Annotated in this window: 25 protein-coding genes and 2 pseudogenes; 21 read left to right on the top strand and 6 right to left on the bottom strand. The window is 63.3% G+C overall.

Annotation, left to right across the window (positions count from 1 at the left end; all coding sequences use genetic code 11):
• Positions 1-488: 488 nt before the first annotated feature.
• Both G6N77_RS11025 and G6N77_RS11020 read left to right on the top strand, forming a co-directional pair.
• Entirely contained in the window at positions 489-1,727 is a 1,239-nt protein-coding gene (locus G6N77_RS11025; RefSeq protein WP_165182217.1) for a bifunctional alpha/beta hydrolase/OsmC family protein, read from the top strand.
• Position 1,728: 1 nt separating this feature from the next.
• Positions 1,729-2,460, top strand: coding sequence for a flavodoxin family protein (locus G6N77_RS11020; protein ID WP_165182216.1), 732 nt, complete (start codon positions 1,729-1,731; stop codon positions 2,458-2,460).
• A 622-nt stretch (positions 2,461-3,082) separates the two neighbouring features.
• On the opposite strand, the gene G6N77_RS11015 is transcribed toward G6N77_RS11020, so the two are convergent.
• Positions 3,083-4,027: an ABC transporter substrate-binding protein gene (locus G6N77_RS11015; RefSeq protein ID WP_165182215.1), complete on the bottom strand. Its 945-nt coding sequence runs from the start codon at positions 4,025-4,027 to the stop codon at positions 3,083-3,085.
• 961 nt (positions 4,028-4,988) lie between these two features.
• Between G6N77_RS11015 and G6N77_RS11010 the strand changes: the two genes are divergently transcribed.
• The 4 genes from G6N77_RS11010 to G6N77_RS10995 all read left to right on the top strand — a co-directional run bounded on the left by G6N77_RS11010 (position 4,989) and on the right by G6N77_RS10995 (position 8,069).
• Positions 4,989-5,345 (top strand): DUF427 domain-containing protein, encoded by a 357-nt coding sequence (locus G6N77_RS11010; RefSeq protein ID WP_205678213.1) that lies wholly within the window; start codon positions 4,989-4,991, stop codon positions 5,343-5,345.
• Positions 5,321-5,764, top strand: coding sequence for a hypothetical protein (locus tag G6N77_RS11005; RefSeq protein ID WP_165182214.1), 444 nt, complete (start codon positions 5,321-5,323; stop codon positions 5,762-5,764). The genes G6N77_RS11010 and G6N77_RS11005 overlap by 25 nt, the downstream gene beginning before the upstream one ends.
• A gap of 43 nt (positions 5,765-5,807) precedes the next feature.
• Positions 5,808-6,557, top strand: a complete 750-nt coding sequence (locus G6N77_RS19645; RefSeq protein ID WP_205678212.1) for a CDP-alcohol phosphatidyltransferase family protein — start codon at positions 5,808-5,810, stop codon at positions 6,555-6,557.
• Between the two features lie 225 nt (positions 6,558-6,782).
• A complete protein-coding gene (locus tag G6N77_RS10995; RefSeq protein ID WP_165182213.1) occupies positions 6,783-8,069 on the top strand; it encodes a permease in 1,287 nt (428 codons plus the stop codon).
• A 424-nt stretch (positions 8,070-8,493) separates the two neighbouring features.
• Here G6N77_RS10995 and G6N77_RS10990 read toward each other — a convergent pair.
• Both G6N77_RS10990 and G6N77_RS10985 read right to left on the bottom strand, forming a co-directional pair.
• Positions 8,494-8,598, bottom strand: a pseudogene (locus tag G6N77_RS10990) (Y-family DNA polymerase); the annotation flags it as partial.
• A 72-nt stretch (positions 8,599-8,670) separates the two neighbouring features.
• Positions 8,671-9,042, bottom strand: coding sequence for a LexA family protein (locus G6N77_RS10985; RefSeq protein WP_370875272.1), 372 nt, complete (start codon positions 9,040-9,042; stop codon positions 8,671-8,673).
• 228 nt (positions 9,043-9,270) lie between these two features.
• Here G6N77_RS10985 and G6N77_RS10980 point away from each other — a divergent pair, with 228 nt between their 5' ends.
• From G6N77_RS10980 to G6N77_RS10965, 4 genes are all read left to right on the top strand, one after another.
• Positions 9,271-9,780 (top strand): SRPBCC family protein, encoded by a 510-nt coding sequence (locus tag G6N77_RS10980; RefSeq protein WP_165182211.1) that lies wholly within the window; start codon positions 9,271-9,273, stop codon positions 9,778-9,780.
• Positions 9,781-9,996: 216 nt separating this feature from the next.
• Positions 9,997-10,473, top strand: a complete 477-nt coding sequence (locus G6N77_RS10975; RefSeq protein WP_165182210.1) for a hypothetical protein — start codon at positions 9,997-9,999, stop codon at positions 10,471-10,473.
• Positions 10,473-11,441 carry a hypothetical protein gene (locus tag G6N77_RS10970; RefSeq protein ID WP_165182209.1) on the top strand — a complete coding sequence of 323 codons (969 nt, stop codon included), beginning with the start codon at positions 10,473-10,475 and terminating at the stop codon, positions 11,439-11,441. Before G6N77_RS10975 ends, G6N77_RS10970 begins: the two co-directional genes overlap by 1 nt.
• A 92-nt stretch (positions 11,442-11,533) precedes the next feature.
• Positions 11,534-12,592: a DUF4192 domain-containing protein gene (locus G6N77_RS10965; RefSeq protein WP_165182208.1), complete on the top strand. Its 1,059-nt coding sequence runs from the start codon at positions 11,534-11,536 to the stop codon at positions 12,590-12,592.
• Between the two features lie 89 nt (positions 12,593-12,681).
• On the opposite strand, the gene G6N77_RS10960 is transcribed toward G6N77_RS10965, so the two are convergent.
• Entirely contained in the window at positions 12,682-13,461 is a 780-nt protein-coding gene (locus G6N77_RS10960) for an IclR family transcriptional regulator (RefSeq protein ID WP_165182207.1), read from the bottom strand.
• Positions 13,462-13,645: 184 nt separating this feature from the next.
• Between G6N77_RS10960 and G6N77_RS10955 the strand changes: the two genes are divergently transcribed.
• The 3 genes from G6N77_RS10955 to G6N77_RS10945 are packed head-to-tail and all read left to right on the top strand — an operon-like array spanning position 13,646 to position 16,288.
• Complete coding sequence (locus G6N77_RS10955) at positions 13,646-14,368, top strand: CoA transferase subunit A (protein WP_165182206.1); 723 nt, start codon at positions 13,646-13,648, stop codon at positions 14,366-14,368.
• Between the two features lie 25 nt (positions 14,369-14,393).
• On the top strand, positions 14,394-15,095 hold the full coding sequence (locus G6N77_RS10950; protein ID WP_165182205.1) for a 3-oxoacid CoA-transferase subunit B: 702 nt from the start codon (positions 14,394-14,396) through the stop codon (positions 15,093-15,095).
• A complete protein-coding gene (locus tag G6N77_RS10945) occupies positions 15,092-16,288 on the top strand; it encodes an acetyl-CoA acetyltransferase (protein ID WP_165182204.1) in 1,197 nt (398 codons plus the stop codon). Before G6N77_RS10950 ends, G6N77_RS10945 begins: the two co-directional genes overlap by 4 nt.
• 88 nt (positions 16,289-16,376) lie before the next feature.
• On the opposite strand, the gene G6N77_RS10940 is transcribed toward G6N77_RS10945, so the two are convergent.
• Positions 16,377-17,129 carry an HpcH/HpaI aldolase family protein gene (locus tag G6N77_RS10940; protein ID WP_165182203.1) on the bottom strand — a complete coding sequence of 251 codons (753 nt, stop codon included), beginning with the start codon at positions 17,127-17,129 and terminating at the stop codon, positions 16,377-16,379.
• The gene (locus G6N77_RS10935) at positions 17,129-18,058 is read right to left on the bottom strand and encodes a DUF6282 family protein (RefSeq protein WP_165182202.1); all 930 of its coding nucleotides are present in this window, start codon (positions 18,056-18,058) and stop codon (positions 17,129-17,131) included. The genes G6N77_RS10940 and G6N77_RS10935 overlap by 1 nt, the downstream gene beginning before the upstream one ends.
• A 143-nt stretch (positions 18,059-18,201) precedes the next feature.
• Between G6N77_RS10935 and G6N77_RS10930 the strand changes: the two genes are divergently transcribed.
• The 8 genes and pseudogenes from G6N77_RS10930 to G6N77_RS10895 all read left to right on the top strand — a co-directional run bounded on the left by G6N77_RS10930 (position 18,202) and on the right by G6N77_RS10895 (position 25,952).
• Positions 18,202-18,615 carry a cupin domain-containing protein gene (locus tag G6N77_RS10930; RefSeq protein ID WP_165182201.1) on the top strand — a complete coding sequence of 138 codons (414 nt, stop codon included), beginning with the start codon at positions 18,202-18,204 and terminating at the stop codon, positions 18,613-18,615.
• 32 nt (positions 18,616-18,647) lie between these two features.
• Positions 18,648-19,964: an MFS transporter gene (locus tag G6N77_RS10925; protein WP_165182200.1), complete on the top strand. Its 1,317-nt coding sequence runs from the start codon at positions 18,648-18,650 to the stop codon at positions 19,962-19,964.
• Between the two features lie 32 nt (positions 19,965-19,996).
• Positions 19,997-20,758, top strand: coding sequence for an IclR family transcriptional regulator (locus G6N77_RS10920; RefSeq protein ID WP_165182199.1), 762 nt, complete (start codon positions 19,997-19,999; stop codon positions 20,756-20,758).
• A 668-nt stretch (positions 20,759-21,426) separates the two neighbouring features.
• Positions 21,427-21,663 (top strand): annotated as a pseudogene (locus G6N77_RS10915) (DUF4192 family protein); the annotation flags it as partial.
• Positions 21,664-22,370: 707 nt separating this feature from the next.
• Entirely contained in the window at positions 22,371-23,381 is a 1,011-nt protein-coding gene (locus G6N77_RS10910) for a LacI family DNA-binding transcriptional regulator (protein WP_165182197.1), read from the top strand.
• A 282-nt stretch (positions 23,382-23,663) separates the two neighbouring features.
• On the top strand, positions 23,664-24,416 hold the full coding sequence (locus tag G6N77_RS10905) for a transporter substrate-binding domain-containing protein (protein ID WP_165182196.1): 753 nt from the start codon (positions 23,664-23,666) through the stop codon (positions 24,414-24,416).
• A gap of 91 nt (positions 24,417-24,507) precedes the next feature.
• A complete protein-coding gene (locus G6N77_RS10900) occupies positions 24,508-25,155 on the top strand; it encodes an amino acid ABC transporter permease (protein WP_165182195.1) in 648 nt (215 codons plus the stop codon).
• Entirely contained in the window at positions 25,152-25,952 is an 801-nt protein-coding gene (locus tag G6N77_RS10895) for an amino acid ABC transporter permease (RefSeq protein ID WP_165182194.1), read from the top strand. Before G6N77_RS10900 ends, G6N77_RS10895 begins: the two co-directional genes overlap by 4 nt.
• Positions 25,953-26,023: the final 71 nt, after the last annotated feature.

Raw genomic sequence — 26,023 nt, 5'->3', positions numbered from 1 at the left:
ATCACCGTGGCATTTTTCACAGCGTGGCGCGCTGGCACTTCCCCCCAAGCAGGCACAGATCCTGCGCGCCAGCCGATCCACGCTCCCGGCGTCCCTGCCCGCATGTTGGTCCCGTCCGGCGGAACGTCTCGCGGTGGCGACCCGTTTGGCCGTGAAACCCGGTCTCACCACCATAGGGGCGTTGACGGACCAAGTTCTGCAATCGCGGACACATAACACCCGGTGCGCACTATTCGGTAGGCGGGGCGCGACACATTGCCGACAGTTGAGGCAGTGCTGGGGTGTCGTGAGTAGGGTTCTGGGGCCGGGCCATGGACTGCTGCGGTCCCGACAGCTCGCCGGTGCAGCGCATCCATTGTGTGGCGGTTTACTGCATGTTAGGCTCGGTGCTCTTCGGCCACAGGACCCCGTCGGCTGGGCTGCCGTGACTGTCACATCGTGCTGCACCTGTTCTTTCGAAGGGGCGGCAACCAGCGGAGGTACGATCCATGGCGTCGTCCAGCACGTGCACGTTTACCGGTAACGGCGGGCACCAGCTTTCGGCCCGTTTGGAACGCCCGGACGGCCCGGCTCGCGGCTCCGCGCTCTTCGCGCACTGCTTCACCTGTTCCAAGGACCTGCGGGCCGAACGCCAGCTGACCCAAGCGCTGACGGCGCAGGGATACGCGGTGCTGTCCTTCGATTTTGCCGGCCTTGGCCGCAGCGGCGGCGACTTCGCTGATTCCTCGTTCTCCGCCGACGTGGCTGATCTCCGGGCCGCCGCCAGTTACCTTGCCGAAACGGTGGTTGCCCCGTCCCTGCTGGTGGGACACTCGCTCGGTGGCGCGGCCGTGATCAGCGTCGCGCCTTCCCTGCCCAGTGTCCGTGCCGTGGCAACGATCGGCGCGCCGGCGGATCCTGCGCATGTGCTCCACCTTCTCGACGGCGACCTGGACGCTGTCCGCCATAACGGATTCGCGCCGGTCACCATCGCTGGCCGGACGTTCACCCTCGGCAGATCCTTCCTCGACGATCTTGAACACGGCGACCCCCGCGACCGGGTCTCGGAGTTCAACGGCGCCTCGATGATCATGCACGCACCGCGCGACGCCTTTGTCGGCATTGAAAACGCCGAGATGCTCTTCCATGCCGCCCGTCACCCCAAGAGCTTTGTCTCCCTCGACGACGCCGACCACCTGCTCACGAAGGAAAGTGACGCCCACTACGTCGCCACCGTGATCGCCGCGTGGGCCGAGCGGTACCTTCCCGTCACCACCGCTTCAACCCCGGGGACGGGAGGTGACGGTTATGACCGCCCCGGGGCGACCGCCCACAACGGCGGCGGGTTCGTGACCCGGTTGGAGACGCGTGGTTTCGTCCTCGCCGCCGACGAGCCCTCCGAATCCGGCGGGACCGAAACAGGACCTACACCCTACGATTACCTGGCGATGTCGTTGGCGTCCTGCACCGTCATGACCATGCGGGCCTACGCCGAACGAAAGGGGTGGCAGATCGGCGAACTCGAAGCGCAGGTCCAGCACGATCGGATCCACGCTGACGACTGCCAGGAGTGTGAGCACAGCAGCGGGCGCATCGACAGGCTCCACCGCACCCTTGAGCTGCCCGAAGACCTCGCCGACGAACAACGCGACGCATTGGTGCGCATCGCCGACCGGTGCCCGGTACACCTAACCCTCGAAGGACAAATCGAGGTCCACACCATCCTGCGATCCCCAAGGAGCAACTGACATGCCTGCGAACGATCCGGGCTTTTCCAAGCTCAGCGCACTGTTCATCAACACCACGCTCACCCGCTCACCGGCCACCAGCCACACCCAACTGCTCATCGATGCCAGCGCCTCAATCATGGCCAAGCAAGGAGTGCGCGTTGATGGATTTCGCTCGATAGACCATCCGATAGCTTCCGGAGTGTATCCCGATATGCGCGAACACGGCTGGGAGGTCGACGCCTGGCCGGAGCTGTTCCCACGCGTGCTGGCCGCCGATATTCTCGTCATCGCCGGTCCGATCTGGCTCGGGGACAACAGCAGCGAGACCAAGAAAGTCATCGAGCGGCTGTATGCCCACTCCGGGGAGCTCAACGACCGCGGCCAGTGGCTCTACTACGGCCGGGTCGGCGGCTGCCTGATCACCGGCAACGAGGACGGCATCAAGCACTGCGCGTCCAACGTTCTCTACAGCCTGCAGCACATTGGCTACTCGATTCCACCGCAGTCTGACGCCGGCTGGATCGGCGAGGCAGGCCCGGGGCCGAGCTATGGGGACAAGCAGGATGACGGCACGCGGGCGGGGCTGGACAATGAATTCACCAACCGCAACACCACCTTCATGGCCTGGAACCTGATGCACATGGCACACACACTGAAGTCGATGGGAGGATTCCCCACGCACGGCAACCAGCGCCGCGAATGGGACGCCGGGGCGCGCTTCGATTTCGAAAACCCCGAATACCGCTCCTGAACCGCCCACGCCCTGTCCGGCCCGCGACCGTCCAAAATTGCGCCATGCCTTCGACCGGAGGGATCATCGGATGAAGGAATCCCCAACGGAGTTCCACAAACGATCATTTCTGGGAGCCGGCCTGCGTGTTCGATCTGCCGTCAGGAGCCGGTGGCGGGCGCCGGTATCCAAGCGGCAGCCGCGATGGGCGGGTCCCGGAGGACCTCAACGGGTTGGGGGCGGACCCGTTGTAGTCCCCGCATCCCGACGTGGTCCGCGACGGTTCGGCCAGCAGCCCGACGGTCTCGTGGTCACGGATAGTCGTCGGTGTCACCCACCCCTGCTGCCCCAGTCCACCGATTCTCCCCAGGGATGCCCTTCACCTACCCATGCGGCCGGGCACTGGTATCGAGTCTAGGTCAGCGGGTGTTTTCGATGATGTGGCATATGACTGCTTCGTGGCCGCTAACTTGGCTGTCGCAGGCATTTTTCCGTGCCCGGTCCAGCGCCGGCAGTGCCGATCAGCGTCCTGGACCGAACGCAGCCAAAACACGGGCATTCCCCGGCCACGGCCTCCCCTCTTTGGCCCCTTCCCTCCCACAATGACGTCAGCGCCACCGCCGGGCGTCGCTATTGCAGTTCCTTACTTGGTGATGCCCTTGTCCTTGAGCCAGGCGGCTGCGGCATCCTTCGGATCCATCTTTTGGGCACCGCTGACCTCGGTGTTCAGCGTGATGAGGTCCTCCGTAGTGAGGAGGGCGGAGACCTTGTTGAGGGCCGCCTTGGCGGCGTCGGTGACCTTGGCCGTCTTGACCAGCGGCACCACCTGCTGGGAAAGCCAGTTGTTCTTCGGGTCGGTCAGCACCACCAGCTTGTTTTCCGGGATCGCGGGGGACGTGGTGAAAATGTCGGCCACCTGGACGTCATTGTTCATCAGCGCCTTCACCGTCAGGGGGCCGCCACCGTCGCTGATCGGGGTGAACTTCGCCGGGACGCAGCCATATTTGGCCTTCAACCCTGGCATCCCGTAGGGGCGCGTCTTGAATTCCGGAGGCGCCCCGAGCGTGAGCTCGCTGCAGACCTTCGCCAGGTCCGCAATGGATGTGAGCTTGTACTTCGCGGCGGTTTCCGCGGTGACCACCATGGCGTCCTTGTCCTCGGCCTTGGCGGCATTGAGGACGGACAGCCCGGAGGGCAGCGCCTTGGGCAGCGCCGCCACCACGTCGCCGGGTGTGGTGGCCGTGGTCCTGGGGTCCAGGTAGCCCAGGAGGTTGCCGGTGTAGTCCGGGACCAGGTCGATGGAACCGTCCTCCACGGCCTTGACGTAGACTTCGCGGGCGCCAATGTTCAGTTTCGTGGTGGCCGTGACGCCGGCCGCGTTGATTGCGCCGGCGTAGATCTCGGCGATGGTGGCGCTCTCCGGGAAGTTGGCCGAGCCCACCACCAGTGGCCCTGCAGCGCCGGAGCCGCCGGTGGCGGTGTTGGCGGCGAGCGGGCTGCCGCCGCAGGCCGTGGCGGCCAGCATGACGGACAGGCCTGCGGCTGCACTCAACACTGTCCTGCGGGCGGCTTGGGAAATGTGCGTCATGGTGTTCCTCCTGTGGTGGCGATTGCCGTGTTGGCTGTGGGGGTGCTGGCCTGAACATGCCGGACTTTTTGTGAACTTGGTGCGACAGCAAAGCGCTGCAGCAGGCCGTCGATGGCGATCCCATAGTTGTGCAGGGCAAGCCCGTGAATGACGGCCAGCCCGTTGGGAACCTCGACCCGGAACGGGACCTGAAAGCAGGAAAGTTTTCGACGGGGGCGCGTTAAAGCGAACGGGTGCCTTCTGAGGCGAGCTCTAGAGGATGCAGCAGTTCCCCGTGGAAATATCATCAATAAATAGTTCTTTCTTTACGGAAAATCAGTCCCGGGTAAAAACACTTATCCGACCGTCGGGCAAGGGCGGGTGCTGGAACTGCTCCGCCATCCGTCCGGATGGGGTTCTTCTCGGCCCTGACCAAAGTCAGCCTTGCTAAGCCGCAAGTCATACGGCGTCGGCGCCGGACTAGCATCATGGCCTACTCCTGAATCGCGGAAAGCACCAATCACCTAGCCGCCCTCCCCGCGCATATCCGAAAGAATTGATTCCGTTCCGCGGGAACGCTTTGTAGAGGCGAACCTTTGATCCGTGAACTCCGACACGCACCACTGTAGGGCCGCTCCTGGGCCAAGTTCTGCGATCCAGGACACACAACATCCGGCGGGTACTGTACTGGAGGCAGAAACGAAGGAGCGCCCCGGCCGATCCATGCACTGGTGGCGTGGCCTTGGATATCCGGATGGTGCCGTGGGCATCAGAGCGTGGATATTGAACATTCGTGTTGTGTTTCCCGTCGTTCTCCGCTCCGTCGGCACCGGGTCTGGGGTGATATGGCTAAGGACCAGCTCGACGAGGGGCCGGCATGCCTGACGGTCAGGGCCTTGCCGTTGTGTGATCGACATTGCTGAACCGCCGCCGGTGGCACCGTACTGTCAAGGGGACAATGCCGGAACGAAATGGAGCCATCATGACCATCTATCAAGCAAGTTGGAACGGTGTAGTCCTCGCCGAATCAGGGCACACGATCCAAGTTGAGGGGAACCAGTATTTCCCAGCCGAATCCCTCCACCGGGAGTATTTCACCAACAGCCCAACCACCTCGCGGTGTCCGTGGAAGGGGCTGGCGAACTACTACACAGTCACAGTCGGCGGGAGCGCCAATCCGGACGCCGCCTGGTATTACCCGCAACCCTTGCAAGCGGCAGAAAACATCAAAGGACACGTCGCGTTTTGGCACGGGGTAAAGGTTGCCAGGGCCCCGGCCACGGACTCGGAGGCGAACCAGCCGGGAGCTTCCTGGTGGTCGAAGTCGACCGGACGTTGATGACCGGTTCAGGACCAGCACCGTCCGAAACGACAACAACTCCCACTCCCTCGATCGCGGTGCAGTTGTGGCTGGGGACGGTGGTTGCCTTGGCGGTCGCTGCCGGATGGTTTCTGCTCGCGGTGACCCACCCCACGACCACCTACCATTTCGACCCGTTCCTTGTCGTGATCGCCCCATTCGCACTGCTGCGGCCCCGACGCGGGGCATCCCCATGGCGGCTGGTGCTGGCCGGCAGCGGTATCGGTGCAGCTTTGGCCTTGGCCGTAACCCTGCTGCTGAACAGTGCCGGCGCACTGCGGGGCCCTGCCCTGCTCGGGTCCATCGGATCCTTGGCAGAGGCCTTGATCGCCATCGTGCTGGGCATCGCCGTCGTCGTGGTGTCCACCCTCATCCGTCAGGCCCGCAGTGCGCACTAAACGCCAAGCCACGAGGACCATGACCGTGTCGGAAGGGGACAGAATGAACGCGATCCCGGCAGATGCCACAACAGGAACTGACCACGATGGCGTCCTCAATGGACCAGATAGCCGGGCCGCAACCAATGAGCTCCTGTCCACGCTTCGCGCCGGCCGCTACACCCCGTCGGCGTGGTCGCGATTTCTTGCCCGGGCAACCATGCGCTCCGTTCGGCAGGCCCTCCACCATCGGTGGGCCCTGCTTGAAGCGACCATGCTGCATGCCGGACTGGCCGCGCTGGCGGATCCGCGTCACCGCCCCTGGGTGGCAGGGAGCTGGCTTCTGACCATCAGCCACCTGGGAATGTTGGAGGACCGGGGCACACTTGGGGCTGCCAACACCCTCACACTGATTCGGGCAAACCTGCCGGCGCTGGAGCACCGCCTGGGAAAAGCAGTGCCGCTCCTGGCCCTGGCCACTGACTGGCTCGATGGACGTATATCCCGAGCGACCGGCACTGAGACCCGGTTCGGGCGGCAGGCAGACTTCCTGGCCGACACCGCAGTGTGGACCTGGTTCACCCTCCGGCATGAGCCCAACGGGTGGCTGCGCACAGCGACGTTCGCAGCATGGGGGGCAAGCGTTGCCGCCGTCACCGCGGCAAGTTTTGCCGGTGGAGCGATGAAGGACTTGCCACGGTCCCGCTGGATTCGTCCTGCCGCGACGGTTCAAGTCATCATCGGCGTGAGGATCGTGCTCAGACAGATCAGCGACACCAGGCGCAAACTACATGGAGAAGTCCGTCCGACTTGACCTTGCCCCCGCGGCAAGGTTGTAACCTTGCCGCACCGGCATTGTCCCGCTGGATGCCTACTCCCGAGGAGGAACCTTAATGGACCCAAAGAGAGAAAAGTGCCCTGTCGAAGAGGGGATCCCAACATGCTCGACAGGGCCGGGAGGCCGACTCGTGTTTGTGATCCGTGAAGTTACCCAAGCCATACGCTCTCAGCGGGCGCGCAGAAAGGAACGGAAGCGGTCGTGACAGTGTTTTCGATTGCAGGGCAAAGCCTGCTCGAAGGATTCTTCATGTTCTGGGGAACGCTGTGGGCGCTGGTGTTGGGGTTCACGCTCTCCGGCGCTGTCCAGGCGTTCGTCTCCAAACGCGAGATGCAAAAGGTCATGGGCGATCACCGGCCGCGCACCATTGTGCGCACCGGATTGCTGGGAATCGCCAGCTCCAGCTGCTCCTACGCCGCAACGGCATTGGCGAAGTCGTTATTCCAGCGGGGAGCCGATTTCTTCACCGCCATGGTCTTCATGATCGCTGCAACAAACCTCGTGGTCGAGCTCGGGATCGTGCTGTGGTTGCTGATTGGCTGGCAATTCGCCCTCGCTGAGTTTGTCGGCGGGACGATCATGATCATCCTTTTCCTCGCACTGGCACCCCGGATCTTCCCGGCCCGCCAGCTCGCCGCGGCCCGCGAACGGTTGAACGCCCGGGCGGCCGCCACCGGTGCACAGCAGCAAATGGATGAGGACATGGCCGAGTCGGAACCGCTGCGGAAAAGGCTTCGCTCGCGGACAGGCTGGACCGACGCTGCAGGTTACGCGGTATCGGATCTGAGCATGCTCCGACGGGAACTGATCATCGGATACCTGGTCGCCGGAGTACTCGCCGTCGCCGTTCCACCCTCGGTGTATCAAGTCATCTTCTTCTCCGGGCACGGGCTGTGGACCGACCTGGTCAACGTCATCGTCGGACCGTTCATCGCCTTCATCAGCTTCGTATGCTCCATCGGAAACGTTCCGTTGGCTGCCGCCCTCTTCAAGGGCGGACTGAGCTTCGGCGGAACGATCGCTTTCATCTTCGCCGACCTGATCACCCTCCCGCTGGTGCTGATTTACAGCAAGTTCTATGGCTGGCGTCTGGCACTGCGCCTGTTCTTTGCCTTCTGGGCCATAATGAGCACCACCGGCCTGGCCGTCGACCTCCTCTTCCGCGCGGTGCACATACCCCCACCTGCCATCCCCACACAAATCAGCCCGACCCATTTCGAATGGAACTACACCACCTACCTCAACATTGCCTTCATCATCATCGGCGCGATCGTGTGGCGGACCTACCGCAGCGGAAAACGACAAGGTCCCAGCAACCACTATGCCAAGGACCCCGTGTGCGCGATGCAGGTCGAACGGGCCCACGCCCCGGCCTCGCACATCCATGATGGCACCAGGTATTATTTCTGCTCAGATCGATGCCATGACCGCTTCGTGGCCGATCCGAACAAATACGCCGTCGAGCCGATCGGTGGGAAGGCCCAGTAAACGAACCCTGGGACCAAGGCACTCGGCAACCAATCATCCGGCACACATCCCAATATCCCGTGAGCCAGCTGGGCAGATCAGCAGCTGAAAAAGGCCCGGTCTGCTTCGGCGGACCCTCCCGCCCCGCAGGCCTCCGCCACGCGGATTGACTCGATATCCGGACCCCAGAGCGCCACGGCCCACGTAGCTGCGGCGTGGGTTGAACGAGGTGCATCCGGACGGGAACGCACCACTGAATACCAGCGGGCCCTGATATCCAGTCAGCTCAACACTCCTGAAACCAAGCACGAGTTCATGAACTTCCGCCCATTACTCAGCCGGCCATTTAGCCGGCTCCCAGCAGCTATTTCAATACTGCTTATTCTGATGGCCATGAGCGAGGTTCTCAGCAGCCTCTACACCAGACACTGTCCAGTCGTACACAAAGCACGATCACCGGTTTCCCCTCCAGCGACGGGTCAAAGGCCCGCTCGGCACTGGCATAGAAACTGTTCACGTCCACATGCGCGATGTAGTCACTCGAGGGCATCAACGCCGGCCTGTGGGGCTCGGCCGTCCGGATACGCACCGCACCCACCACCCTGGCCCGAAGAGCAGCGGCTTAGAGGTGGTGCAGGGCCAGGGTGGCCGTGCCCCAGATCTGCAGGGACGCCAGCTCCGGAACCTTGATGTCCGGGTACTCCGGATTCTCCGCCTGCAACACCACCCCGCCCTTGGTGATCCGCAGCCGCTTCACGGTCAGCTCCCCGTCCAGGACGGCAACGACGACGGATCCGTCCTTGGGTTCCAGCGCCCGGTTCACGATCAGCTCATCCCCGTCGCTGATGCCCGCACCGTCCATGGAATGCCCCGACACCCGCACCAGGTACGTGCTCGTCACATCCTTGATCAAGTGCTCATTGAGGTTGATCCTGCCGTCAAAATAGTCCTGTGCCGGCGAGGGGTAGCCGGCAGCCACCGCGCTCGGGGCCATCAGCAGGCCCAGCGCGGATCCGGCGGAGTCTACCAGCGAAACATTCGATACATGAGTCATAACACACCACTTACTAGAAATTGAGTTCGATGATTCCAGTGTAGGCGCACGCACCGACATTGGCACCGGGGCACCTTGCAACACCAATCCACCGGACCTTGGAAACGAAGTCGCGCCGTGGTTGGCAACGCATGGCACCGACCCGCAACGGCGTGCAAGAATTTCCCCATGGCAGCCCGACTCTATGACCTCTCATCGTCCTGGACCTTCCCGAACTCCCAGCAGGAAGTCTGGGACGTCATTGCCGATCCGGACATGTCGTGGCCCCAGTGGTGGCCCGGCTGCAGCTACGCCGGGCCGCTGGAGCGGGCACCGCATGAAGGCGCCTCCAAGGAGGAGCTCCTCCTGGCAACGACGGCAAGCCTGAAATTCAAGGCCTCCCTTGGCTACACGCTGACGGTCACCTACCATCCGACCCTTGTCGAGAGTCCGCGCGAGGTCGCCTTCGACGCGGCCGGCGACCTGGAAGGCGAAGGCCGCGTGGTCCTGTCCAGGACGGACAACGGCCACACCCGCATGGACATCGAATGGCGGGTGTGGCCCACCAGCCGCTGGATGGCATTCCTCAGCCCCGTCGCCGCGCCCGCCTTCACCTACGCCCACGCAGCTCTCATGCGAAAGGGCGAAACCGGGCTCAGGAACTTTTTGGCCTGGAACTACACGAACAACCGCGGCTGAATTTCCGCCCCGCACTGGCCAGCCCGCACGGGACGGATTTACCATGAATTAAACACGAATTAAACAGCGGTCCGGGACTGCCGCTGAACACGGCGTGACGGGTTGGCGGATGATTCTTCGGGGGAACTCCATACACTGCACGGACACCGGGGCGGCCCCCTCGGCGCCGTCCACCCGTGGCACGCGGTCCCGATCCACCGCACCGGATGCCCTGCAGTGAACAAGCAAAAGATCCGCCGCCTGGTCCGGAACGCCAACCGCCGGCTGGACCTTGGCCCGAACCCCGACCTCACCACCATCCAACAATGGATCGAGGCCACACACGGCCGCCCCCTCACCATCACGCAGCTGGACACGATCCGCGGGGACGACCTCTGCGGGATGTGCGCCAGCTACCAGGACCACATCCTCGTCGTCCACGCCCCGCCGAAGTCTTCCTGGCACCTGCAGCAAATCATCCTGCACGAATTCGCCCACCTGATCCTGGGCCACTACCTCACCGCCACGTCCCTCGCCCTCACAGAACTGCCCGGATTCCCCGACACCCCGCTGCAGGTCTTCGGCCGCACCAGCTACGAGGACAGCGCCGAAGCCGCGGCGGAAATGCTCGCCGACCTCCTCACCGCCCGCATCAACCGCCACGCCCCCGGCGCCGGCAACGACCCGGCCGGCTTCGACAAGGTCTTCGGCTAATGGACTACGTGCCGGCCGGAATGCTGTGGCTGCTCACCCTGATCCGGATCCCCACGGCCCGGGACAGGGATCGCGCGTCCGTGCTGCGGGCCACGTTCTTCGCCGCCCTCGCCTGCACCCTCTTCATCCCCGCCGTCTACAACGCCGCCGACCCTTTCCTGGGCGGCCACAACCATGTCGGCCTGCTCCTGATTGCCGCGATCATGGCCGGCTTCTGGCAATTCCACACCGCCACCGTCCTGGCCGCCCTCCCCGACCAGGCACGACGGCGGCGCCACCTGCGGCGCGGACGGCGCGCCGCCGCCGTGGCCGGGGCCTGTGTGGTTGCCGGCTTCGCCACCAGCCGGGTCGATGCCACGAACCAGAACCTCCCCCTGGCCTACGGCAGCCAGCCCGGCATGCAGCTCTTCCTGTGGGCCGGCTCCGCGTTCATCATCTGGGCGTGCGCCGACGTCGCCCTGACCTGCCTGAAATTCCTGCCCAGGATGCGCAGCAGGTCCTTCAAGTCCGGCGTCGGCGCGTTCGCCGCCGGCTGCATCCTCATGGCCCTGGCCCTGGGCAACCGGCTCGCCCTGGGGCTCCTCGAGGAATCCCCCGCACCCAGCGCACCAATCCTGGGCGGGCTGAACTGGTCCTTCACCCTCCTGGAGACCCTGGCCGTGCTCCTGGTCAGCATCGGCCTGATGCTGCCGCGCTTCCGCGAATCGCCAGGACTCGTGCGCCGGAACATCCGCTCCCGCTGGCTCATGGCCCTGCTGACCCCGGTGTGGCGGCGCAGCAGCACCGACCGCAAATACCTGCTCCGCAACCGGTGGACCCCCATCCTGGACCCCGTCACCGGCAAGGCCACGGCGCACCTGCACCGCCGCGTGATCGAGATCCGCGACTCCCAGCTGCGCGGCATGGCCCTGCTCCCCCGCGAACGGGCCCTCGTCAACCAGGCAGAACAACTCCTCCAAGGCCACTAGGGCACCCGGCCCGCGGTTGGTCACGTAGTTTTCGCCGCCGTCGTCCATGAACAGGTGACACCGGCACCAGCCGGCCCAACACCGGAGGCATCATGGAAAAGCTCAGCATCAAAACCCCTGACGACTTCATCGCCCTCATGGGGCACAGCCTGGGCTTCTGGCCCCACGAATCCCTGGTCTGCATCCTCCTGGACGGACGCCGCATAGGCGCCAGCCTCCGCGTCAACCTCCCCACCCCGGCCACCGACACCACCCGGTACACCGAGCAGCTCATGCACTACATCACCACCGACCACCAGGCCACCGGCGTCGTCTTCGGCATCTTCACCCACACCCCCTGGGCCCCCGGGGACCCCCGCCCCCACCAGGACATGCTGGACGAGTTCGCCGGCCGGCTGGGCGCGGAGGGCATCACCGTCCGCGACGGCTGGCTCGTCGGCGAAACCACCTTCACCAACTACCTCCACATGAACACCCGCCACCCCGTCCAGCACCCCCTGGACGGGATCACCGCCAGCCAACTCAACGCCGAACTCGTCTTCCGCGGCTCCAGCATCGAACCCTCCCCCGGCTTCCGGATCCCTGTCACCGCCACCGCCGACCTCAGCCAGAAGGTCCTGCGCAACTGCTACCGCATCGAGGCCATGAACCCCCACGACGCCACCGAACAAGCCCGGACCCTCTGGGCACGGATGCTCGACGGCGGCGCCGACCCCACCGACGACGAAGCCGCAGAGCTCATCGCCTACCTCAAATTCATCACCGTCCGCGACCGGCTCATCGCCGACATCCCCGGCATCGAAGACAGCATGCGCGACCTCCTCCTGGGCCAAACCACCCAAAGCCCCCACTGGCAGCGCGTGGACCGCGCCACCGACGTCCTCTTCCACCTCTACATGCGCGCCGACGGCCCCGACACCGCCCCCGTCCTCACCAGCCTCGGCGTCATCCAATGGTGGGAAGGCCACGGCAGCAAAGCCCACCAATGCTTCCAAAAAGCCCTCGAAGCCGACCCCGACTACCGCCTAGCCCAACTCACCGACCACCTCGTCCGCGACGGCATCCTCGCCGACTGGGCCACCAGCCGAAACAACGCCTACCAACCACCCCACACCAGGGGACCAGAAATAGGTGGCCTCGGAATGGCATAGCCTGCGACAAGCAGCTTTGCACTCGACTGAATGCTTGGAATCCCTTTCGCCGCAGCAGCGGGAGTCTGTTGGCATCCGCTTCTCGCAAACTACTTCCGGGTGTTTTGCAGCTTTCCGGTGATCTGGTGTGCTTCTTCGAGCAGGAGCCTGCCAAGGAATTCCTGGCGTTCCTTCCGGAAGCGGGGTTCGATGCCGGTCAGTGAGAGGGCCCAGGCGGGCCGGCCCTGCGTGTCGAAGACGGCGGCGCCCATCCCCCAGCTGCCTTCCAACACGAGGCCGGGATTGACCGAGTACCCGTTGTGGTTGGTCAGCGCGAGGTTGTCCCTGACCAGGGACACGGGGTGTGCGGGGGCGAAGGTTCCGGCGTGCTCGTCCCAGCGGGCCAGGATTTCTTCCTGTTCTGTCTTCGGCAGGAAGGCCATGATGGCGTTCCCGGCCGAGGCGACGCCGAGGGGGAAGCGTACTCCTTCGTGGAGGACGAAGGAGCGGATCGGGAACGGCCCTTCCTCCCGCAGCAGGCACACGGTCTCTCCTCCCCGGCGCACGGAGAAGAAGGCACTTTCCCCCGTTTCTTCCGCCAGTCGACGCAGGCTGGGTCGGGCGATGTCCTCCACGGGAAACCGTGCTGCGGCGACGGATCCCATCAGCAGGGCCTCCGGTCCGAGCACCCAGTTCCCGGTGCCGCCGTCGTGGTCCAGCAGCCCCTCGGCCGCGAGTGAGGTCAGCAGGCGGTGGACGGTGGGGCGGGTCAGCCCGGATTCACGCACCACCTCCACGAGGGCGGCACCCTCGGGCTTCCTGCTGATAATCCGCAGCAGGGCCGCGATCCGTCCGACGACCTGCGCGCCTTGCACCGCGACTTGTTTCATACAAAACACCCTTTTTAGTCCATATTGTGGATACAAATCAGCATACAGTCCACACTGTATAAATGGGCGAATATTGAAAACTTTGGCGTCTTGACAGCCCAATTCACGTCACCCTATGCTCAAAACCAAAGGAACAAGTCCACAAAGTGGACAGATCGTGAATTGGCTCAATGAGGAGATCAAAATGTCCAAGGTGCACAGCAGTGCCGCGCAGGCACTGGCCGGCGTGGTCCGGGACGGGATGACGCTGGCCGTGGGCGGTTTCGGACTCAGCGGCATTCCGGCGGAGCTGATCGAGGCCGTGCGTGATTCCGGAGTGAAGGGCCTGACGGTGGTCTCGAACAACATGGGCGTCGACGGCAAGGGCCTGGGCGTGCTGATCGAGGCCGGCCAGGTTGCCAAGGTCATTGCCTCCTACGTGGGAGAGAACAAGCTCTTCGCCGAGCAGTACCTGGCAGGGAAACTCGAGGTTGAGTTCACCCCGCAGGGCACCCTGGCCGAGCGGCTCCGTGCCGGGGGCTCGGGCATCCCGGCGTTCTACACGAAGACCGGGGTCGGCACCCTGGTCGCCGAGGGCAAGCCGCATGAGGTGTTCGACGGCGAAACGTTCGTTTTGGAGCGCGCCATCACCGCCGACGTCGCCCTGGTCCACGCACACACAGCGGACACCGACGGGAACCTGATCTACCGGTACACGGCACGGAACTTCAACCCCGTCGTCGCCACCGCCGGCAAGGTCACCATTGCCGAGGCAGAGAACATTGTGGAACCCGGCGTGCTGGACCCGAACCACATTGTCACCCCGGGCGTGTACGTGCAGCGCCTCATCCAGGCCGCGGCACGCATCAAGGACATCGAACAACGCACCATCCGGACCCGCACCGAACCCGCCACCGTCCCGGCCTAAACCACACCTATTCAAGGAGCGCATCATGGCTTGGACCCGCAACGACATGGCCGCCATCGCGGCCGCCGAACTCAACGACGGCGAGTACGTCAACCTGGGCATCGGCATCCCGACGATTGTCGCGAACAACCTGCCCGACGGCGTCCACGTGACCCTGCAGTCTGAGAACGGGATCCTGGGCATGGGCCCCTTCCCCTTCGAAGGGGAGGAAGACGCTGACTTGATCAACGCCGGCAAGCAGACAGTCACCCTGCTCCCCGGCGCCAGCATCTTCGACTCCACGACCTCCTTCGGGATGATCCGCGGCGGCCACGTCAAGGTCGCGATCCTGGGCGCCATGGAAGTCTCCGGCACCGGGGACCTGGCCAACTGGACCATTCCGGGCAAAATGGTCAAGGGCATGGGAGGGGCCATGGACCTGGTCGCCGGCACCCCGCGCGTCATCGTCCTCACCGACCACACCGCCAAGGACGGCACCCCGAAAATCGTCACCGAATGCTCCCTGCCGCTGACCGGGCGCCGTGTGGTGGACCGCATCATCACCAACCTCGCCGTCTTCGACATCGAAAAGCACGACGGCGGCACCCCCGCCCTGGTCCTGACCCGCCTCGCCCCCGGGACCACGGTTGAGGACATCGTGGCCAGCACCGGACCCGCGTTCACCGTCCGCCTCGACACCGCCACCGCCAACGACCCTGAAACCGCTCTTGAAGGAGCCGCCATATGAGCCTGCAAGAGCAATTCGGAAAAGACATCCTGCTCACCGGTTGGGGCCACAGCAAGTTTGGCAAGCTCACCGGGGAAACCCTGGAATCCCTGATCGTCCAGGTCGCCACCGACGCCATCACCAGCGCCGGCATCGAACCCGGACAGGTCGATGAAATCTACCTGGGCCAGTTCAACGCCGGCATGATGCCCCTGGCCTTCCCGTCGTCCTTGGCACTGCAAGTCTCCGAGGACCTCGCAAACGTCCCTGCGACCCGGGTGGAGAACGCCTGCGCGTCCGGCTCCGCCGCCGTCCAGCAAGGCGCGAAGGCACTGCTCGCCGGCACCGCCAAGACCGTGCTCGTCATCGGCGCCGAGAAAATGACCCACGCCGGGGCGGACACCGTCGGCGCCGCCCTGCTCGGCGCCGACTACGACATGGCCGGCCAACCCTCCACCACAGGCTTCACCGGGCTCTTCGCCGACGTCGCCAAACACTACGAAAAACGCTACGGGACGGCCACTGGAAACCTGGGCGACGTGCTGGGGTCCATCGCCGCGAAGAACCACCGCAACGGCGTCGACAACCCCTACGCCCAACTCCGCCGCGACCTCGGCGAGGAATTCTGCCGCACCGTCTCGGAAAAGAACCCCATGGTCGCAGACCCGCTGCGACGCACCGACTGCTCCCCCGTCTCCGACGGCGCCGCCGCCGTCATTCTTTCCACCCACCCCACCGGCGGGGCCACCCAGCCTGTCCGCTTGGCGGGCTTTGGCCAGGCCAACGACTTCCTCCCCGCCGCACGCCGAGACCCGACCGCCTTCGCGGCCACCCGAGTCTCCTGGCAACGCGCCCTGGGCATGGCCGGCGTCGGGCTCGCAGAGCTGGACTTCGCCGAGGTCCACGACTGCTTCACCATCGCCGAACTGCTCATGTACGAAGCCATGGGACTCACCGAGCCCGGCCACGGCGCCCGCGCCATCGAGGAGGGCTGGGTCCACAAGGAAGGCAAGCTCCCCATCAACATCTCCGGCGGACTCAAGGCCAAGGGCCACCCCGTCGGCGCCACCGGCGTCTCCCAACACGTCATCGCAGCCATGCAACTCACCGGCACCGCAGGCGCCATGCAACTGGCCAACCCGCGCCGGGCCGCCGTGCAAAACATGGGCGGAGTCGGCATCGCCAACTACGTCAGCATCCTCGAATCCGTCTAGCGCAGGCGCGGGCACAAAAATGTGGGAGGGGCCGACATTCCTGTCGGCCCTTCCCACATGTGCACCCAGTATCCGTGGGGCGCGGGGATTATGCCCCGCGCAGCACCGCCCCGAATTCCTTGGCCCCGCCGGCGAGCATCGTCAGGTCGGAGCCGGCGACAATGTACCGGTAGCCCTTCTGCACGGCGGCCGCCGTAGCCTGGGGTGAGCCGGCGAAGATGCCCATTGGCACGCCGTGGCGGGCGGCTGCCACCTCGATGTCTTTTTGCGCCTGGCGCATGGGAGCGGAATCAAGCTGCCCGGGGGTCCCCAGGTCCACGGACAGGTCCACCGGGCCGATGAACGCGACGTCCAGGTCCGCCATGGCCGCGTCAATTACATCCGCGTAGTCCGCAGTTTCGAACTGCCCCACGGCCATGACGGAATCGTTTGACTGTTGGAAGTGTTCGGTCAGCGAGGCGCGGAGGCCGTAATCCGCGGCGGGTTGCGACAACGAGACGGAGCGGGTGCCGCGCGGCGGGTAGGAGACGAGCCGCTTGAGCTCCTGCCCGGCGGGGCCGGAACCGCGCGCCAGCTGGATGCCTGCGGCACCGGCCTCGAGGAGGCGGTTGATGTCGCCGCGGTCCAGGGCCGGAACCCGCACCACCACGGGCAGCGAGCGGGCAAGGCCCGCCCTGACAATGTCGCACGCGTCATTGACGGACATTTGTGCGTGCTCGTAGTCGCAGACGATGAAGTCGAAACCGGAGAGGGCGAGCAGGTCCACGATTTCAAACCGGGGAATCTTCAGGAATGTCCCAATAATGGGGCGGTCGGCGAGCATCGCGCGCAGGCTGTCCATCAGATGCCCAAGAGGGTTGCGGGGTTGTCGACGACGAGCTTGCGCACGTCCGCCTTGGACATGCCGGCGTCCAAAAGTCCTCGGGCTATCTTCTGGTACGCGTCCATCGGCAATGGGTTGTTCGCCTGCCCAAGGTCGGATCCGAGCAGGGTGTTCTCGATTCCGGCTGCCTTTATGAAGCCCAATAGGACGTCGAGCCCCCACTGGTAGAAAATGGTGCGGTCGTCGTACTGGCAGATCGAGTGCTCGATGCGCGCGCCCAGGGCGACCCACTCGCGGACTCGTTCCGGCTCGGCGCCGATCACAAAGTTGGGATGGTTCACCAGGATCCTGCCAATCCCCATTGATGCGGCCTGCTTGATGAGCCGTTCAGTCTGGTCGGCGTCGAGGTGGCCGCAGGACATGATGGCGTCATGGGACTTGATGACCTCCAGGATGTCCAGCACCTCGGGCTGGATGGCGCCCTCGCCGTCGAGGATGCCGATCTCGGTGGTGTGGCGCAGCCCCAGGTTGTTGGTGGGGAAGCGCATGTCCTGCCCCTCTGCCTCATGCACGCAGATGTGGGCGTGGGAGGAAATGGTGGGGAACCAGACCATCCGCCCGCCGCTGGACAGCGCCAGCTCGGCCGCGTAGGGGTTCAGGCCGCCAACGTAGTTGTTAAGGGCGACGCCGGACACCACCGGAATGGGGAGACCGCCCAGTCCCTGGGATGCTGCGGCAATGTCCGTGACCATCGAGTGGTGGTGGCTTTTGACCAGAATCGCGCGGAACCCCGCCTCATGGGCCTGCCAGGCTGCTTCCGCGATGGATAGCCGCCGCGGAAACGGCGACGGGCTCGGGTGAACGTGGAGATCCACGCCTCCTTGGAGGATTTCGGCGATCTCCGGGTCGTTGATCTCGAGGGCTTCATGGCCTTCAGGTTGCAGCATGGTGGGGAATCCTTTCGATACTTCAGTGATGTTTAGCGAATGCCGGACGGGGCATTGACAGTGACCGTGGTCACGATGCTACTCTTGTTCCACTATACACACAAAACGTTCCATTATTAGGAACACTTAGAAAGGGAACCCCAATGTCCCACAATGAATCCCTGTACTCACAGGTCGTCAATTTTGACGACCTCCCCATGGAAGTCGCCCGCCCCGGCATCACCCGCAAGGCATACGCCACGGATGAAGTCATGATCGTCTGGAATGTGGTCGAGAAGGGCCTGGAGTTGCGCCCGCACTCCCACGAGACCTTCGACCAGCTGGTCTTCATCCTGGAAGGTGAGGCGGACTACTATGTTGACGGTGTCGCGCACCGCGTGCGGCCGCGGGACCTGCTTCTCGTTGAACGCACCAAGGAGCACTACATTGACGTGGTTTCCGGCCCCTGCGTCAACATCGACATTTTCGTGCCCCCGCGGGCCGACTACGCCCACCTGACCAACTGGGTCGCCCAGCTCGGCGCCAAGACGCCCCTGACCATCGGGAGCCCGGCATGAGCGCCGCCGTCGTACAGAAAAGGACCGGCACCATGAAAGCCAGCCACCACGAACGCCGCGCAGTCACCGGCGCCAGTGCCGGATTCTTCATCGACATGTTCGACATCTACCTGCCCGTCATCGCACTGGCACCCGCCATGGCCTACTTCACCCCCGCCTCCCTGGGCGACGCGACCAAGGCCATCCTTGCCGGCCTCATCTTCGCCTCGACACTGATCGCCCGACCCATCGGATCCATCATCTTCGGCTGGCTCGGAGACCGCATCGGGCGCAAGAAGGCGACCGTCACCGCCGTCGCCGGCGCGGGCGTGATGACCGGGCTGATGGCGCTGCTGCCCGGCTACCAAACCATGGGCATAGCCGCAGTCATTCTTCTGATCATCCTGCGCTTTATTGGCGGGATCTTCCTGGGCGGCGAATACACGGGCGCCGTGCCGCTGGCCATGGAGCATTCGGCCCGGCCCAACCGCGGCCGAAACGCCGGGCTGATCGCGCTGGGATTCCCCGCCTCCTACGTCGCCATCTCCGTCCTGACCCTGCTGGTTCTCTCGTTCGCCCCCGCCGGCAGCCCGAACTCCGCCTACGTCCAATGGGGATGGCGGATCGCCTTCGCCGTCGGAGCCATCATTTCCATCGCCTTCGCAATCGCCTACTCACGCGGCATCGAAGAAAGCGCCGCCTGGAAGGACGCCAAGACAAAGCGCGCAAATCCGTTCAAGGAACTCCTTTCAGGCCCCAACCGCCGGCCCCTGGCCCAGGCCTTCCTCCTCATGACCGGCGTCTGGTTCTCATCGAACGCCTCCATCGTCGTCCTGCCTCCGACCATTGCCAAGACCACCGGACTTAGCCCCGTCCAAACCTCCGCGCTGCTCATCATCGCTTTTGCCGCGGTCGCCATCGCCTACCCGCTGTTCGGCATACTGTCGCAAAGAATCGGCCGCCGCGCGTTCTTCGTCCTGTGCGGCATCTCGTCCTTCTTCGCCATCCCCTTGTTCGTGCTCTTTGCCTCCGGCAGCGTCCGTTCGTTCTGGGGAACGACGGCGGTCGTGGCCTCGGTTGCCCTGCTGGGCGTCCCGGCCTTTGGCGCCATTGGCGCCTACATGTCGGAACGATTCCCCGTCTCCATCCGAGCCACCGGATACGGCGTAGGATACTCGCTCGCCCTCATCATCCCGTCCTTCTACGCCTTCTACATGGCCGGCCTCAGCGACTTCATGCCCATCCACCTGACCCCAACGGTGCTGCTCGCCATCGGCGGGGCCTGCATGATCCTCGGCGCACTCTGGGGACCGGAAACCAAGAACGCCGAGCTGGGCGCCAATCCCACCGAGGCAGCAAACGCACACTAATGTCCCTATCTCGAAGCGATAGAGTGAGACCCATGTCAACAGCGCATCAGGACCCGCCCGTATCCGGCGGCCTCCAAGTCGTCGCCCGCAGCGCCCAGATCCTGCGCATGTTTGACTCCGAACGCACCGAGGTCCGCATCAATGATGTTGCCGAAGAACTCGCCATCGGGCGAACGTCCGCCCACCGCTACCTGCAGTCACTCGCATCCGAGGGTTTTCTCCAGCGGATCAACGACAGCGACTACCAGCTGGGTCCGCTCATTGTCGGACTTGCCGCCTCGATGGTGGGCGGACCCGCGCTGCTGGACATCGCCAGCCCCGAACTTGAACGGCTTGCAGCCGCACTTGGCCAAACCGCTGTCCTTGGCATCTGGTCCGGTTCCAGCGCCGTCGCGGTGGCCTGCAAGGAACCGCCTGGAAAGTCCGTCAACATGACAGTCCGGATCGGGGCGCCCCTGGGCCCCACATCGGCCCAGGGAATGGCATTCCTCGCCTGGGGAAAACCAGCAGCACGAGAAAAGTCCCTCTCCCGGCTCAACGTTGACCGGGACACAATCCAGGCGCAGCTCAATTCCGCCCTGGCCAACGGCTACACGGCAAGTACAGCCGTCATCGATGGCGTCGAAGCCCTGGCCGCCCCGATCTTCGACAGCTCCGAACAGATGGCCGGCACCCTCGCCTTGGTCGCACCGACCGGCGTCCTTGACTCCACACCCGGCAGCCCACACATCAAGGAACTGCTCGCCACAGCCGCCAACCTCTCGACAGCTCTGGGATCCACGAAAGCCTCCTAAATGAGGCCAATACCCCAAACATCCACAAAAGCGGCCTGCCATGCGTGTTACCTGGCAGGCCGCTTTTATGGATATTTGCACCGAACATGACTACGGTGCCTCTCTACCCACCAGCTTCAACGTCCACCACCGGCAGTCTCTGCAAGGCGGCAAAGTTCCCAGCAGTTTCGATCCCGCCGATCACATCATTAGTAAAAGGCATCCTCGCCGATGGGCCACAGGCGCCCTACTTCACACGCACCACTCAACATCAAAGGACTTCGAATGGGTGGCATGCGGCCGGCTCGGCTCAGGATCGCGGTGAAGTAGATCGCGGTGAAGTAGATCGCGGGCCTCCGAGCGCCCCAAGGCTTCGCAAGAAACCGTTCCCTCGTGACAGGTTTGGCCACGTTCCTCGGCTAGTCCAAGCCAAGGACTTTCTCCCTGGAAATCCCCTTGGAACAAGCTGCTCGACTGCGGCGCGGAATCCGTCAGCGACGAAGAGGCCCCAGAGCTGATCGCCTACCTCAAATTCATCACCGTCCGCGACCGGCTCATCGCCGACGTCCCCGGCATCGAGGACAGCATGCGCGACCTCCTCCTGGGCCAAACCAGGCAAAGCCCGCACTGGCAGCGCGTGGACCGCGCCACCGAGGTCCTCTTCCACCTCTACATGCGCGCCGACGGCCCCGACACCCCCCGTGCTCACCAGCCTCGGCGTCATTAAATGGTGGCAAGGCCACGGCAGCAAAGCCCACCAATGCTTCCAAAAAGCCCTCGACGCCGACCCCGACTACTGCCTGGCCCAACTCGCCAACCACCTCGTCCGCGACGGCATCCTCGCCGACTGGGCCACCAGCCGCCACAACGCCTACCAACCACCCCACACCCGCAGACCAGAAATCGGCGGGATGGGCATGCCATAGTCGTCCGCACAGGACAAGCTCGAGATACTCTCGGACGCCGATTCGGCTCCGGCTCGAGGTACCAAATATGACCTCCGATGGACGTATGCGTCTACTTGAATGAAGTCGCCGAGCGAGGCACATTTCAGTATGACGGCAAGTCCTCCAACATCGAGTTTCGGTCTAGCCCAATGACCGAGCTGATAAGGAACCCAAAGTGGATGGATCGACGATCATGCTCCGAAACGCACGTCCGATCACCGTTTAGAATCGGCTTTTCAGCCAACTCGACCCGAACCGATCGGGCAAGCCTGTACACGTTGACTGGAATATCTGAACAACTAGACATGCAACACACAATTTTCACCACCACCGCACGTCCCTCCGCATTCCCCGCTCCATCCCCCCTAGACCAAACATCACTCCATGCCCCACACCGAGACGACATCAAAAGCGATCGAAACTGCCATAACGTACACAACGCAAACGAGTATCCAGTACCAAAATCAAGCGGTAAATGCCGAACACTCGTCGCCGAATTTGGTCGTTCTGCCGAGACGGGCCTATCGAGAAGTCTGACTTTGGTGTCGTGTACAACCAACGGACGCGGTCGCAAGTTTCCGGCGTGCTCGATCGGCCAATGAAAACCACTGAAAACTATTGCAAGCCGATGAAAGGCCTGTGAGAATCGTCATATCGGCAATTCAACTCACGGGACGGAGGCGGTCATGGCAACAACATTGAAAGAGGTCGCGGCTGCCGCGGGCGTGTCCTTGGCCACCGCATCCCGGGCGTTCAAAGATGCAGACCTTCTCGCACCCAAGACTCGCCAACGGGTGCTTGATGCTGCAGTCATGGTTGGCTACGATGCACCCCTATCGTCGCGATCCAAGACGATCGGCGTGATTGTTCCCGACATTGCCAACTCTGTCTACGCAGCGCTGATCAAGTCCATTCAACACAACGCTTGGCCGGGCAGACATCGGATGCTGCTTGCCGATACAAATGAAGATCCTGCTCGCGAGGTTGAATTGATCGAGACCGTTGGCCGCACGGTTGACGGCTTGATTATCTGTTCGCCTCGGTCTGAGGGTATCGCAATCAAGCAAGCAGTGGGACAAAGTCCGGCTGTTGTAATCAACGGTCAGGTGCCGGGAGCCGTTTCAATACTTATGGACGTCAGGCAGGGCTTGCGCCAGGCCGTCGAACACCTCCACGCGTTGGGGCACCGGCGCTTCGTCTACGTGCCGGGACCCGCCGCGGCTTGGGCCAATCGCACCCGCCTCAAGGCACTCTCTGAACTGGCCGAGGAATGGAATATGTCCCTTTCCACGGTGGGCAACCATGCGGCCAGCATCCAGGGTGGATTGGCTGCGGCAGCTGCGGTCACGGCCAGCGGCGCAACCGCCGTTGTGGCATACAACGACCTTGTTGCCTTGGGAGTCGAGTCAGGGATCAGGTCAATGGGGTACAGCTGCCCTGGCGATTTCAGCATCCTGGGCATCGATGACTTGGACATTGCCGCAGTGTCCGACCCCGGACTTACTTCCGTCCGCATGGCCATCCCTCAAAGCGGGGCGCTGGGCTTGGAACTTATTCTGGACCTCATCGACCGAAAGCCTCAATCCCAACCACAATTCCTTCTGGAATCGCAACTGATTGTCCGACGGTCAACCAGTGCCGTCGCCCCCGACTCAGACGACGTGAGTCCCCCGCCCATCGCCGCTGGCGCACCTTAAAGCTTCTCGCCGATTTCGCACCTTGCGTCCTGGAAACGGCGAACGGCCTCTTCAGCCCTGACGACCTTCGTCTTCCAAACAACAGCCCCACTCGGTGGGTTCCTGTCTCGCACCCAATTTCAGTGTCGTTCACCCATTAGATTGAGAGTAGTTCCGATGTTCAAAGCAATTCGACCAGCACTCCTTGTAGGCGCACTCGCCCTTGCATTGGTCACCACCGCCTGTGGCGGAACCGCCGGCGCCGACAAGCCCACCGCTGCAAAGTTTCCGGCAGGATCGACTATGGCGTCGATTGCCTCGGCAGGAAAGATCAAAATTGGAGCCTCGCCCAATCAGCCGGGCCTGGCCGAGTTGAACTTGCAAGGAAAGTGGACTGGATTCAACATCGACTTGGCCGAGTACCTTGTTGCACCCATGGGAATCAGCAAGGACAGCATCGACTGGGTCAACACCACGGCAGCAAATCGCATTCCTTTTATCCAGCAGGGCAAGATCGACATCTTCGCCACCGCGCTGGCCATCACTCCAGAGCGAGTGAAGACCATCGCGATCTCCGGCCCCTACCTGCAGACCAAGCCCCAGCTAATTGTCCGCAAAGGTGACGCAGCAAAAATGCAAACCCTGGCCCAGATTCCCAAGGGCACCAAGGTCTGCGTACTTCAGGGCAGCCAGGGGCAGCCACGGGTTGCCAAGGAGATTCCGCAGGCTTCCATTGTCGAATTCAACGTCCTGACCAACTGCGTCCGGGCCCTGGAGCAGGGAACCGTTGACGCCGTGGATTCCACCGCCCCCCTTTTGGCCGGATTCGTGTCCGAGAAGCCCAATGTTTTTGAATTTGCACCCATGACTTACGGCGACGGTGAGCAGTGGGGCATCGGGATGTCCAAGAACCGCCAAGACCTGTGCGAGTTCTTCAACACCCGCCTCGAAAGCGCCTTCAAGGACGGCACCATCACCAAACTCTGGAACGCACACATGGGCAAATCCGGCCTGGCCGCGCCAACAGAGCCAAAACTGATGGGCAATTGCAAGTAACTGACAACCACGACACTGCCGGCCGTACCGGCCGCGGTATCCGCCAACTGGTCAAAACCGTCGTCCAACAATTGAAAGGAGGAACGTTGAAATGAATGCCGCCATTGAGAATCTCGGAACCTTCTGGTCCGGGTTCGTCACAACACTTGGGCTGGTTGCCCTGTCCGGAGTCTTCTCATTTCTGGGAGGTCTGGTCTTGGCCTCATTCGCCATTTCAACCAACCCACTGCTGCGACGCATCAGCATGGCTTACATCGGGCTCATGCGCAACATCCCCGCCGCAGCCCACCTGTTTTTCATGATCTTCATACTCCCCCTCTTGGGAGTGAAGGCTTCCTTCTTTGCACTGGCGATCGCAGGAATCACTGTCTACTTTTCGGCCTATTATTGCGAGGCCATCCGCTCGGGGATAAACGCTATCGGTAAAGGCCAGCTTGAAGCTTCCCGGGCCCTGGGCCTGAAGAACCGCCAAACTCTGCTCCTGATAGTCCTGCCACAAGGCCTCAGCAATTCCGTGCCACCGCTGATCAACACCACGATTGCGCTGGTCAAGGTGACGGCCATTGCTGGCGTATTCGGGGTGACCGAACTCTTTGGAACAATGCTTCAGCTCATCAATGTCAACGACTCCGCCGTCATCGCCTTAATGGTCATGACCGCCATCATGTACTCGGTGATCACCATTCCGGCAGCCCTGGCGGCCGCCGCAATCGAACGAAAGGTGACGTTTTCATCATGATGTCTACCGAACTGTTCGACCGCCCCGGCCCCATTGCACGACGTCGTGCCCGGCTGTGGACCGCGGCTGTCGCCGTCGCTGCATTAGCCATTGCCATCTGGGCGGTCGCCAAGCTTGCAAGCCAGCACGTCCTTGATGGGAACAACTGGATTGTCCTCACCCACCCGGATGTCCTTTCGGCATTGCTGACGGGGTTGCTGGCCACCTTGAAGGTGGCAGGAGTTTCGGTTGTGCTCTCACTTGTGCTCGGGCTCTTCATTGCTCTCGGGCGTATGTCCAAACGGCGGTGGCTCAATGTCACGTCCCGAATCTGGATCGAAGCACTTCGCGGACTGCCGGAATTGCTCCTGATCTTCTTCATCTATCTCGGATTCCCGGCGGTGACCGGAGCGAGCATCAGCACTTTCTGGGCCCTGGTCGCCGGCTTGGTGTTATACGAGAGCGCTTCCATGGCAGAGGCCTTTCGGGCGGGCTTTCTGGCTCTGCCCAAGGGCCAGTCCGAGGCCGCGACCGCGCTTGGTGTCCGCTACATCAAAACCCTCCGTTACATCCTCCTCCCGCAGGTCATCCGGCAGATCCTTCCCAACCTTGTCAGTGAAATGGTTCGCGTGACCAAGGCTTCATCCTTGGGATTCGTCATTGGCTACGTAGAGCTGCTTCTCACCGGCGAACAGGCAATCGAGTATTTGGGAGGCCAGTACGCGGTTCCAATCTTTGCTGGGGTCGCTGTCCTGTACGTCGTCATTTGCCTCATCCTTTCGCGCGTGTCCACCATCCTCAGCAAACGCCTGGCCTAGGCACGCTCCCCGGCTGGCTGAACCTATACCGGCACTCATCCATCCGGGTTGAGAATTCCCACTTCCCCAAG

This window comes from Arthrobacter silviterrae (assembly GCF_011045165.1).
GTDB lineage: Bacteria > Actinomycetota > Actinomycetes > Actinomycetales > Micrococcaceae > Specibacter > Specibacter silviterrae.
The sequence above is the reverse complement of the archived record's forward strand: the minus strand, read 5'-3'. Positions and strand labels throughout refer to the sequence as shown.

Coding starts and splice junctions, on each gene's coding strand:
- G6N77_RS11020 (WP_165182216.1), top strand. CDS start 1,729: ATGCCTGCGAACGATCCGGGCTTTTCCAAGCTCAGCGCACTGTTCATC.
- G6N77_RS10940 (WP_165182203.1), bottom strand. CDS start 17,129: ATGGACAGCCTGCGCGCGATGCTCGCCGACCGCCCCATTATTGGGACA.
- G6N77_RS10960 (WP_165182207.1), bottom strand. CDS start 13,461: ATGAAACAAGTCGCGGTGCAAGGCGCGCAGGTCGTCGGACGGATCGCG.
- G6N77_RS19645 (WP_205678212.1), top strand. CDS start 5,808: ATGAACGCGATCCCGGCAGATGCCACAACAGGAACTGACCACGATGGC.
- G6N77_RS10910 (WP_165182197.1), top strand. CDS start 22,371: ATGGCAACAACATTGAAAGAGGTCGCGGCTGCCGCGGGCGTGTCCTTG.
- G6N77_RS10905 (WP_165182196.1), top strand. CDS start 23,664: ATGGCGTCGATTGCCTCGGCAGGAAAGATCAAAATTGGAGCCTCGCCC.
- G6N77_RS10950 (WP_165182205.1), top strand. CDS start 14,394: ATGGCTTGGACCCGCAACGACATGGCCGCCATCGCGGCCGCCGAACTC.
- G6N77_RS11010 (WP_205678213.1), top strand. CDS start 4,989: ATGACCATCTATCAAGCAAGTTGGAACGGTGTAGTCCTCGCCGAATCA.
- G6N77_RS11025 (WP_165182217.1), top strand. CDS start 489: ATGGCGTCGTCCAGCACGTGCACGTTTACCGGTAACGGCGGGCACCAG.
- G6N77_RS10900 (WP_165182195.1), top strand. CDS start 24,508: ATGAATGCCGCCATTGAGAATCTCGGAACCTTCTGGTCCGGGTTCGTC.
- G6N77_RS11015 (WP_165182215.1), bottom strand. CDS start 4,027: ATGACGCACATTTCCCAAGCCGCCCGCAGGACAGTGTTGAGTGCAGCC.
- G6N77_RS10955 (WP_165182206.1), top strand. CDS start 13,646: ATGTCCAAGGTGCACAGCAGTGCCGCGCAGGCACTGGCCGGCGTGGTC.
- G6N77_RS10970 (WP_165182209.1), top strand. CDS start 10,473: ATGGACTACGTGCCGGCCGGAATGCTGTGGCTGCTCACCCTGATCCGG.
- G6N77_RS10895 (WP_165182194.1), top strand. CDS start 25,152: ATGATGTCTACCGAACTGTTCGACCGCCCCGGCCCCATTGCACGACGT.
- G6N77_RS10965 (WP_165182208.1), top strand. CDS start 11,534: ATGGAAAAGCTCAGCATCAAAACCCCTGACGACTTCATCGCCCTCATG.
- G6N77_RS10930 (WP_165182201.1), top strand. CDS start 18,202: ATGTCCCACAATGAATCCCTGTACTCACAGGTCGTCAATTTTGACGAC.
- G6N77_RS10935 (WP_165182202.1), bottom strand. CDS start 18,058: ATGCTGCAACCTGAAGGCCATGAAGCCCTCGAGATCAACGACCCGGAG.
- G6N77_RS10980 (WP_165182211.1), top strand. CDS start 9,271: ATGGCAGCCCGACTCTATGACCTCTCATCGTCCTGGACCTTCCCGAAC.
- G6N77_RS10985 (WP_370875272.1), bottom strand. CDS start 9,042: ATGGCCCCGAGCGCGGTGGCTGCCGGCTACCCCTCGCCGGCACAGGAC.
- G6N77_RS10925 (WP_165182200.1), top strand. CDS start 18,648: ATGAAAGCCAGCCACCACGAACGCCGCGCAGTCACCGGCGCCAGTGCC.
- G6N77_RS10920 (WP_165182199.1), top strand. CDS start 19,997: ATGTCAACAGCGCATCAGGACCCGCCCGTATCCGGCGGCCTCCAAGTC.
- G6N77_RS10945 (WP_165182204.1), top strand. CDS start 15,092: ATGAGCCTGCAAGAGCAATTCGGAAAAGACATCCTGCTCACCGGTTGG.